General features: G+C 54.5%; 9 protein-coding genes and 1 tRNA gene. 7 read left to right on the top strand and 3 right to left on the bottom strand.

What is annotated here, in order from left to right; genetic code table 11:
* Positions 1-228: 228 nt before the first annotated feature.
* Together RCCS2_RS16095 and ypfJ are read right to left on the bottom strand one after the other, a co-directional pair.
* Positions 229-314, bottom strand: a tRNA-Leu gene (locus RCCS2_RS16095).
* A 49-nt stretch (positions 315-363) separates the two neighbouring features.
* Positions 364-1,215 carry a KPN_02809 family neutral zinc metallopeptidase gene (gene ypfJ, locus RCCS2_RS16090; protein ID WP_008236195.1) on the bottom strand — a complete coding sequence of 284 codons (852 nt, stop codon included), beginning with the start codon at positions 1,213-1,215 and terminating at the stop codon, positions 364-366.
* 109 nt (positions 1,216-1,324) lie between these two features.
* On the opposite strand from ypfJ, the gene RCCS2_RS16085 reads away from it, so the two are divergent.
* Both RCCS2_RS16085 and RCCS2_RS16080 read left to right on the top strand, forming a co-directional pair.
* Positions 1,325-1,903, top strand: coding sequence for a YqaA family protein (locus RCCS2_RS16085; RefSeq protein ID WP_037294371.1), 579 nt, complete (start codon positions 1,325-1,327; stop codon positions 1,901-1,903).
* On the top strand, positions 1,900-2,391 hold the full coding sequence (locus tag RCCS2_RS16080) for a disulfide bond formation protein B (protein WP_008236192.1): 492 nt from the start codon (positions 1,900-1,902) through the stop codon (positions 2,389-2,391). Before RCCS2_RS16085 ends, RCCS2_RS16080 begins: the two co-directional genes overlap by 4 nt.
* Here the strand turns inward: RCCS2_RS16080 and RCCS2_RS16075 are convergent.
* Positions 2,348-2,767, bottom strand: coding sequence for an Lrp/AsnC family transcriptional regulator (locus tag RCCS2_RS16075; protein ID WP_037294412.1), 420 nt, complete (start codon positions 2,765-2,767; stop codon positions 2,348-2,350). The genes RCCS2_RS16080 and RCCS2_RS16075 overlap by 44 nt on opposite strands.
* Positions 2,768-2,853: 86 nt before the next feature.
* Between RCCS2_RS16075 and rocF the strand changes: the two genes are divergently transcribed.
* The 5 genes from rocF to trmFO all read left to right on the top strand — a co-directional run bounded on the left by rocF (position 2,854) and on the right by trmFO (position 10,310).
* Entirely contained in the window at positions 2,854-3,783 is a 930-nt protein-coding gene (gene rocF, locus RCCS2_RS16070; RefSeq protein ID WP_008236189.1) for an arginase, read from the top strand.
* Complete coding sequence (locus tag RCCS2_RS16065) at positions 3,780-4,826, top strand: ornithine cyclodeaminase (RefSeq protein WP_008236188.1); 1,047 nt, start codon at positions 3,780-3,782, stop codon at positions 4,824-4,826. Before rocF ends, RCCS2_RS16065 begins: the two co-directional genes overlap by 4 nt.
* 380 nt (positions 4,827-5,206) lie before the next feature.
* Positions 5,207-7,951, top strand: a complete 2,745-nt coding sequence (gyrA, locus tag RCCS2_RS16060) for a DNA gyrase subunit A (RefSeq protein ID WP_008236186.1) — start codon at positions 5,207-5,209, stop codon at positions 7,949-7,951.
* A gap of 147 nt (positions 7,952-8,098) precedes the next feature.
* Positions 8,099-8,872 carry a hypothetical protein gene (locus tag RCCS2_RS16055; RefSeq protein WP_037294369.1) on the top strand — a complete coding sequence of 258 codons (774 nt, stop codon included), beginning with the start codon at positions 8,099-8,101 and terminating at the stop codon, positions 8,870-8,872.
* An 82-nt stretch (positions 8,873-8,954) separates the two neighbouring features.
* Positions 8,955-10,310, top strand: a complete 1,356-nt coding sequence (trmFO, locus tag RCCS2_RS16050) for a methylenetetrahydrofolate--tRNA-(uracil(54)-C(5))-methyltransferase (FADH(2)-oxidizing) TrmFO (RefSeq protein ID WP_008236184.1) — start codon at positions 8,955-8,957, stop codon at positions 10,308-10,310.
* Positions 10,311-10,320: the final 10 nt, after the last annotated feature.

Below are 10,320 nucleotides of genomic sequence, written 5' to 3'. Positions count from 1 at the left end.
GCCAAAGCCCCCTCGCAGTTTACCCAATCACACGACAGATCGACATATTGCCCATCTGCCTGTCAATTGATCGTCGGCATTGCAAGCAGAAACCTACGCTGCATTTCCCAAAGGAAAGGCTAGTTTCCTATTTTGTGATAAAGATGGCCGAATTACGCTTATTTTGTAGCGAGATCAAACACCGCCACCACAATTAGTGGGCGATGGATTTACTTATTAAAGGGTAGTTGGTGCCGATGGAGAGACTCGAACTCTCACGATATTGCTATCGGGGGATTTTGAATCCCCTGCGTCTACCATTCCGCCACATCGGCAACCGCCGTCGTCCTAATCCGCCAGCACGGGCGCGTCAATCGGGTTTTGCTACAAACGATTGGTTGAAAACGTATCGCATGCCGTCAGGTTGCCGCTTTCCAGTCCGCGGCGGAACCAGCGCTGTCTTTGTGCGCTTGTGCCATGGGTGAACGTGTGTGGCTGTACGCGCTGTCCTGCGTTGCGCTGTATCATGTCATCACCGATCTGGGCGGCGGCATTCATTGCCTCTGCGATATCACCTTCCTCAAGGCTCCCAAATTTTTGTTGGGCCCTGCGCGCCCAAATCCCTGAAAAGCAATCTGCTTGAAGTTCGACCCGCACGGACATCGCGTTCGAATCCGTTTCGCTCATCTGCGCGCGTAGCTGATTGACCTGATCCAAAATCCCCAATTCGTTCTGCACATGGTGCGCGACCTCATGTGCGACGACATAGGCCGCCGCAAAATCACCGCCCGCGCCAAGACGGTCTTCGAGCGTTGTAAAAAATGCCGTATCCAAGTAGGCCTTTCTTTCAGGCGGACAGTAAAATGGCCCCGTTGCCGCACTGGCACCACCACAGGCCGATCGGGTTTCCCCTTTGAATAAAACAAGCGTCGGGGCGTCATAAGGCTGCCCGACCTGGCGGACAAAGATATCGGCCCAAACCTCTTCTGTGTCGGCCAACGTGACTGAGACGAACTGTGCCGCGCGTTCATCAGCAGGTGTAATCTCGGCCGGACTGCTTGATTGCACACCTGTGCCGCCAAGGTCGACGAATTCGCTTGTGTCCACGCCAAAGTAAAGGCCTGCAAGCAAGACCAGCACACCTGCAATCCCGCCAATGCCCCCTGCCCGGCGCACACCACCACGCCGCCTGCGGTCCTCAATATTGCTGCTGCCGCGCCGTCCTTGCCACTTCATTTGACGAACCCCCCTTGGTTGACGGCCAGTTTAGGCGCATTCAGGCGTGACACAAGCTTGACGCATGCCGCCGCACATGGCCTAAGCAGATCAAACAAAAGAGCAAAGCATGTTACGCAGGCTATACGACTGGACAATTTCGCTGGCACAATCACCGCACGCCTTATGGGCGTTGGCGATCGTGTCATTTATTGAATCGTCGTTTTTTCCGATCCCCCCTGATGTGCTCATGATCCCGATGATCATCGCACGGCCGTCGCGCGCTTTTCTGATTGCGGCTGTGGCAACAGTTGCATCAGTCGCTGGTGCGCTTTTGGGATATTACATCGGCGCCGCCTTGATGGAGACAGTCGGCCAGCCAATTCTTGAGATTTACGGCAAGGCCGACAGTTTCGAAGAAATGTCAGCGGTGTTCAACGAATATGGTGCCTGGGCCGTGGTCGTGGCGGGTGTAACGTTCCTGCCGTTCAAAGTGATCACAATTGCATCGGGTGTGACAGGCCTGCCGTTGGGTGTGTTTATCGTGTCGTCCATCTTCGCCCGTGCGTTGCGGTTTTTTCTGGTTGCCGCCCTGTTGTGGAAATTCGGCGCGCCGATCCGCGATTTCATTGAAAAGCGCCTTGGCTTGATGTTTATCCTGTTTTGCGTGCTGCTGATTGGCGGATTTGCTATGGTTGGTTTGCTATGACCCGAAACTTGATGATCACATTGTCTGCGGGTGGTTCTGCCGCACTTTTGGCGGGGGCCTTTTTGTTTCAAGCGTTGGGGTATCCCCCTTGTGCGATGTGCCTGTGGCAACGTTGGCCGCATGCGGCGGCCATTGTCATTGGATTGATCGAGCTAAAGATGCCCGGACGGGTATTCCCGATACTTGGCGCATTGGCCGCTGCAACCACGGCTGGCATTGGTGTGTTCCACACCGGCGTCGAACGCGGGTGGTGGGAAGGCCCCAGCAGCTGCACTGGCGGCGGCAGTCTGAACGGGCTTAGCGGTACTGATCTGCTTGCTGTTGAGGGGCCCCGCCTTGTCATGTGCGATCAGGTCAGTTGGGAGCTGTTTTCGCTGTCCATGGCAAGCTGGAACGCGGTTGCGTCTTTTGCGCTGATGATCGGCTGGATCATCGCGGTCCGTCTTAGCGCCGGGTCGACAACAACAGGTTCGTCTCGGACCGTGTGACGCCATCCAGGCGGCGGATTGCAAAAAGCACTTGATCGAAGTGTTCCAGCGTATCGGTCCCGATCTCTGCGATCAGATCCCATGTGCCGTTGGTGGAATGCACCGCCTGGACCTCTGGTATCCGTTGCAACTGTTTCATGGATTTCTCAGCGCCGCGCCCTGCGATTTCCAGCATCATCAGGCCACGTACCGGATCAGGCCGCACGTCAGAGCGTGTCAGCACCGTAAACCCTGCAATTTCGCCACCCTGTACCAACCGATCAAGACGCACGCGTATCGTGCTGCGGGTCACACCAAGGCGATCTGCAAGTTCTGAAAGTGATGCACGCCCATTGCCTTTCAGCGCTGCAATCAGGTGTCCATCCATTTCGTCCATTTCAACTGTCCGTTTTGTGCAATCCGATGCCATTTTGCACAATTTGAGGGCTTAACCCACCCCTTGTTTTGCACAACACTTTGTCCATGACACAAAAACACTGCATATTGGTCGGCGCGCCTGTCGACTGCGGTAAGCGCCGCCAAGGCTGCCTGATGGGGCCTGATGCCTACCGTACCGCGGGGATCGCCGCGGCGATCACCAAACTGGGACACACGGTCGAGGATATTGGCAATCTGACGCCCAAAGATATCACCGTAGCGGACCCATCCAACCCGCTGGTGCACAAACTGGCCGAGAATGTCGGCTGGACACATACATTAATGGATGCCGCACAAGACACGGCGCAGCGCGGCCTTCCCATCTTTTTGGGTGGCGATCATGCGCTTGCTGCAGGCACAGTCGCCGGGATGGCGGCACATGCCAAAAAGGAAGACCGCCCATTCTTTGTCCTGTGGCTGGACGCGCACAGTGATATCAACACCCCCATCACCACAGACAGCGGCAATCTACATGGCACCCCTGTTGGTTACGTCACCGGGCGCGACGGGTTTGATGCCTACCCTGACCTGCCTGCCAAGGTTGAAACACAAAACATCTGTATGATCGGGCTGCGGTCGGTTGATGCGCCGGAAAAGGCCATTTTGGCAGAAGCAGACGTTATGCTGGTCGATATGCGCCGCATTGACGAAGAAGGGATCAGCGCGCCCTTGAAAACCTTTCTTGAGCGTGTCGCGGCCGAGAACGGTATGTTGCACGTCTCGCTTGATGTGGATTTTCTTGATCCGTCGATCGCGCCTGCCGTCGGCACAACCGTCCCTGGTGGCGCCACGGTGCGCGAAGGGCATCTGGTGATGGAGATCCTGTCGGACAGTGATCTTGTGACCTCGCTTGATCTGGTTGAGCTGAACCCCTTCCTTGATGACCGCGGCAAAACCGCGAACCTGATGGTCGATTTGACCGCCTCACTCTTCGGTCGTCGTGTATTTGACCGCCCAACAAGGGACAAACAATGAGCTTGAAAGCATCCAAACTGGCCATGGTGCCATTCGTGAGCGTCGATAACATGATGCGTCTGGTGCATAATATCGGGATCGAGACGTTTTTGGCCGATCTTGCACGCGAGATTGAGGCAGATTTCACCCGGTGGGAGCTGTTCGACAAAACCCCGCGTGTCGGCAGCCATTCGGATGTGGGCGTCATCGAATTGATGCCGACATCGGATGGTGAACTTTATGGGTTCAAATACGTCAACGGCCACCCCAAGAACATGAAAGAAGGTCTGCAAACGGTAACGGCCTTTGGTGTGCTGTCTGACGTGGATAGTGGCTATCCCGTGTTGTTTTCTGAAATGACCATTCTGACCGCCCTACGCACAGGTGCAATGTCTGCCGTGGCGACCAAACACCTCGCTGCCCCAGATGCGAAAACCATGGCAATGATCGGCAATGGCGCACAGTCAGAATTCCAGTGTCTGGCAATCAAAGCTGTCTGCGGGATCGAAAACATCCGGCTTTACGACATCGACGATGCCGCGACCGAGAAATGCATGAACAACCTTGCTGGTCTTGGTTTTCACATTACACCCTGCGCCACACCAGAAGTGGCAATCGAAGGCGCTGATGTCATCACTGTGGCGACCGCAGACAAGGATATGCAAACGATTCTGACCGACAACATGGTTGGCGCAGGCGTTCATATCAATGCCATCGGCGGCGACTGCCCCGGCAAGACAGAATTGCACCGCGATATCGTGGCCCGTTCATCGGTTTTCGTTGAATACCCGCCACAAACCCGGATTGAAGGTGAAATTCAGCAGATGCCCGACGATCACCCAGTGAAAGAGCTGTGGCAGGTCATCACCGGCGCACAAACGGGGCGCCAATCTGCAAGTGAAGTGACGCTGTTTGATGGTGTTGGTTTTGCCATCGAGGATTTCAGCGCGCTGCGATACGTGCATCAAAAGATCAAGGAAACCCCATTTTATATTGATCTGGACCTGATCGCCGACCCCGATGACCCGCGCGACCTGTTTGGGATGATCAAGCGCGCCCGTTAAGCGGAAACTAGCGAATGCGATGGTAACCTATTGGCCAACTCTGTGGGTCAGGCTAATCTGATTTGCAGAAGATAAAGGGACACCAATGCACAAACGACTGATCGTTATCCTCGCCCTAATGACGCTGGCGGCCTGTAATCCGCCACCGCGTGATATTCCCTTGATCCCCCAGCCTGCTGCGGGGCAATTTTAATCACATCATGTGATCTGTATTTTTCGGCATAGTCCCGTGAAATGTTTGTGACTTAGTATCAATAGGTTAGCTTATTCCTAAGCCTGCAATGCATATTGCATGGCATCCGCCGTTGCGCGCTATATCAAGTGTCTGATAGGGTAATTACAACCAAATATAGCAGTATAGAATCCAACAGGCGGATCACGTGAACGACACCCCAGAAACACCTGAAAACGAAGACGAAATGCCGCCCATGCGCCCTGCGTATGATGGCCCTTCTGTGACAATCGAACACGAGCTGAAAACCAGCTACCTTGATTACGCGATGAGCGTGATCGTGTCGCGCGCTATTCCAGACCTGCGTGATGGTCTGAAACCGGTGCACCGCCGCATTATCTATTCGATGTATGAAAAAGGGATCACGGCTGACAAATCCTATCGTAAGTCGGCGAAATCCGTTGGTGATGTGATGGGGTCATATCACCCGCATGGTGATAGCGCGATTTACGACGCACTTGTGCGTATGGCGCAGGACTTTTCCATGTCGCTGCCTTTGGTGGATGGTCAGGGTAACTTTGGGTCGATGGACGGCGATGGTGCTGCCGCGATGCGCTATACTGAATCGCGCCTTGATAAGGTTGCAAAATACCTGACGGATGATCTGCTGAAAGATACCGTCGATTTCATGGATAACTACGACGGCAAAGAACGCGAACCCAGCGTTCTGCCTGCACGGTATCCCAATATGCTGGTCAATGGGGCCGGTGGTATCGCGGTTGGTATGGCCACGAACATCCCGCCGCATAATCTGGGCGAAGTTATTGATGCAACGCTTGCCTTGATCGACAGCCCCGATATGTCGATCGAGGAAATGATCGAATACATCCCTGCCCCAGACTTTCCGACAGGCGGGATTATTCTGGGCCGCACCGGTGCGCGCAAAGCGTATATCGAAGGCCGCGGATCGGTGATTGTACGCGCGAAAACAAACGTCGAAGAGATCCGAAAGGATCGCTATGCCATTGTGATCAACGAAATTCCCTATCAGGTGAACAAGGCGGTGATGATCGACAAGATCGCCGAGGCGGCGCGCGAAAAGAAAATCGAAGGCATCGCCCACGTCCAGGACGAATCCGACCGGAACGGTGTGCGTGTCGTGATCGAACTTAAGCGCGATGCAACGGCTGAGGTCGTGCTGAACCAATTGTTCCGCTTTACGCCGATGCAAACCTATTTTGGCTGCAATATGCTTGCCTTGAACGGCGGCAAGCCCGAGCAACTGACACTGCGTGCTTTCTTGGCGTACTTCATTGATTTCCGCGAAGATGTCGTCGCCCGCCGAACCGCATTTGAATTGCGCAAGGCCCGCGAACGCGCCCATGTGCTGTGCGGTTTGGCTGTGGCCGTCACCAATATTGACGAAATCGTTGCAACAATCCGGTCATCTGCAGATGCGACAACAGCGCGTGAAAAACTGATGACGCGCAAGTGGCCTGCGCAAGATATCCTTGAATACATCAAGCTGATTGATGACCCGACCCATACGGCCAACGAAGACGGCACCTATAACCTGTCTGAAACACAGGCCCGCGCGATCCTTGAGTTGCGCTTGCAGCGTTTGACCCAGATCGGCGTCAAAGAAGTCACCGATGAATTACAAGAACTGGCCGGTAAGATACGTGAATACCTTGAAATTCTCGGCTCGCGTGAACGCATCATGCAGATCATCCGTGATGAGTTGACCGAAGTTCGCGATCTGTTCGCTGTGCCCCGTCGCACAGAAATCGTCGACTGGTCCGGCGACATGGAAGACGAAGACCTGATCGAAAAAGAAGACATGGTCGTGACCGTGACCTCGGGTGGGTACATCAAACGCACCGCCCTTGCCGATTTCCGCGCGCAGCGGCGCGGTGGTAAGGGGCTGTCGTCGATGGCGACCAAGGAAGAGGACGTGGTCACCACCCTTTTCGTGGCCAATACCCATACACAACTGCTGTTCTTTACGACCGATGGCATGGTCTACAAGCTGAAAACGTGGCGTCTGCCGCTGGGCAGCCGGACAGCCAAAGGCAAAGCTATCGTGAATATCCTGCCAATCCCGCCGGGTGTGTCCATCGCCGCCATCATGCCCGTGGACCGGCCAGAGGAAGAATGGGACGACCTGCAAGTGGTTTTTGCGACCTCGGCTGGTACGGTGCGCCGCAACAAGCTATCGGATTTCACCAACGTTATGCGCAACGGCAAGATCGCAATGAAGTTCGAGGATGATCACGCAGAAACCACGCTGATCAACGCACGCATCGCATCCAACGATGACGATGTGATGCTGGTGACAGATAGCGGCCGCGCGATCCGCTTCCCTGCGACTGACGTGCGTGTGTTCAATTCACGTAGTTCTGTTGGGGTCCGCGGGATCAAGCTGCAGGGCGACGATAAGGTCGTATCGATGTCGATCATCCGTCACTTCAAAGCCGAAGCTGAAGAGCGCGCGGCTTATCTGAAAATGCGCCGTGCAATGGCTGGGCTTGCTGATGATGCGGAAACCGATGACGAAGAAGAGGCTGTCGCCGGTGCGATCAGCCAAGAACGGTATGCCGAAATGTCAGCGGCGGAAAATCTGATCCTGACGATTACGGCGCAAGGGTCCGGTAAACTGTCCTCTAGCCATGACTATCCTGTGCGGGGTCGCGGTGGCATGGGCGTCGCGGCGATGGATAAAGCGATGCGCGGTGGCGCTTTGGTGACGTCCTTCCCTGTGGAAATTTCTGATCAGATCATGTTGGTCACATCGACAGGTCAATCCATCCGCGTACCGATTGAAGGGATTTCTTTCCGGTCACGCGGTGCAGGTGGTGTAAAGGTGTTTGACACCGGCAAAGGCGAAACCGTGGTCAGTGTGGCTTGGATTGCTGATCAGGGTGATGCTGAAGAAGACGCCGACATCGCGTAAACGGCGTGGCAAGTGCCGGCGCAGATGATTTTGCTACATACGGTGTGTCCGATGTGCGACAGCGCAACTATTTGGTGTGTAACGCATTGCTGCGCTGCCGAATGACAATTATCGCATGTCCAATAGTATCTTACAGGAATTGAACCTATGAAAACGCAAATTTTTGCAGTCCTCGCCGCTTCGACAATCGCAGCCGGACCCGCTATGGCCCAGCAATTCAATGGCGCCACCGTATCCGGAGCCTTTCAAAGCTTGGATGATGAATCCGTTGGCGAATATGAGGTGACCAGCTTTGCCGGTGGCGTAGAGTTTGGAATATCAACTGATTTTGCTATTGGTGCAAATGCCGAAATCATTAGCAGCGACGATTTTGAGGATGATTTCTTCATCGGGACCGTCCATGGCATGTACACTGCAGCACCCGGGACCACTTTCGGCGTATTCTACGCGTCAGAGACATTCGACGATTTCGATACCGACATATTGGGTATTGAGGGCGCTTTCACCACAGCCAATAGCACGTTTGAAGGCTACCTTGGTGCCGTCGACAGTGACTATTTTGGTGACCAAGATGTTTTGCGGATGTTAGGGCTCAGCCTTGAATTTGGTGTCGGCAGCGGTGTGTCATTGGGGATTGAATATGAATCCTTTAGATTGGAAGACGGCGGTGTCGTCGTAGACACAGGCGAGCGGGAAGACGCGAGCCTGACAGACACCGCATTGTTTGCCAGATATAGCTTTGCGCAGGGTGCGTCAGTCTATGCAAAGGCTGGGCGTGAGCGGCTTTTTGGTTCTGATCGGGACGACAATCTTCGTTTGGTGGGTGTCAATTCGACAGAATACGTCACAGTTGGCGCTGAGTTTGATTTTGGTGCCGGAACAACATTCGGTTCACGGTCACTGTTCAACTTTGGCGGCTAACGCAGCCTCAGCACAAAACGATATAGGCCCGCAGATTTCTGCGGGCCTTTTCTTTTGCCGCGGCCCGCATTAAATCAGCGCCATGGTACAAACACTCAATATTATCGGCGGTGGCATGGCCGGATCAGAGGCCGCTTGGCAGGCCGCAAACGCAGGTTTGCAGGTTGTGATCCATGAAATGCGGCCCAAGGTCGAAACCTTCGCCCATCGCACCGGTAATCTGGGCGAAATGGTCTGTTCCAACTCTTTCCGATCAGATGATCATGAACAAAACGCCGTGGGCCTTCTGCATTGGGAAATGATGCAGGCCAATGGTTTGATCATGCAAACCGCTTACAAACATCGGCTGCCTGCTGGTGGCGCGTTGGCCGTTGACCGCGACCCATTTGCCGAAAGCGTCACGGCCGCTTTGATCGCGCACCCCAATATTTCCGTTTCATATGAAGAGATTACGACCCTTCCTGAAGACGGCAATTGGATTATTGCGACCGGCCCCCTGACCTCTGGCAGCTTGGCAGAGGCCATTCAAAAAGAGACCGGAGCCGAGGCCCTTGCATTCTTTGATGCCATCGCCCCCATCGTCTATCACGACAGCATCAACATGGATGTTGCATGGATGCAGTCGCGCTATGACAAGGGCGACACAGAGGCAGAGCGGACAGCATATCTGAATTGCCCGATGGGCAAGGACCAATATGAGGCGTTCATCGACGCGCTGTTGGATGCGGATAAAACCGCTTTTAAAGAGGGTGAGACCGCAGGTTATTTTGATGGGTGTCTGCCAATTGAGGTTATGGCCGAACGCGGTCGCGAAACACTGCGGTTTGGCCCAATGAAACCGGTTGGCCTGACGAATGCGCATGATCCTGAAAATAAAGCATATGCCGTGGTACAGCTGCGGCGCGACAACGCACTTGGGACACTTTATAACATTGTCGGCTTTCAGACAAAGATGAAGTACGCAGCACAAAAGGCTGTTTTCAAAACAATTCCCGGTTTGGAAGAAGCAGAGTTCGCACGTCTTGGCGGCATTCATCGCAATACATTTATCAACGCACCAACATTGCTTGATGATGAAATGCGCTTGCGCAGCCGCCCAAATATTCGCTTTGCCGGGCAGATCACCGGTGTCGAAGGCTATGTCGAAAGTGCTGCCATGGGTTTGCTTGCAGGCCGGATGGCTGTGGCCGAAATGACCGGTCAAACTCTTGCGCCGGTGCCAAATACAACAGCGATGGGCGCCCTTGTTACGCATATCACGGGTGGCGCGGAAGCAAAGACATTCCAACCGATGAATGTGAACTTTGGTTTATTTCCCCCGCTTGAAGGCGTCAAAAGTGGCCGCCGGAACCGCAAAGATCGCTACAAAGGCTACACCGACCGCGCCAAGGTGGATTGGCAAGCATGGCTTGGTCACACCGCACTGGACGCGGCCTGAACGCTGCTTT

Origin of the sequence: Roseobacter sp. CCS2 (assembly GCF_000169435.1) — a bacterium.
Classification (GTDB): Bacteria; Pseudomonadota; Alphaproteobacteria; order Rhodobacterales; family Rhodobacteraceae; genus Yoonia.
This window is presented reverse-complemented; position numbering and strand designations above follow the sequence as displayed.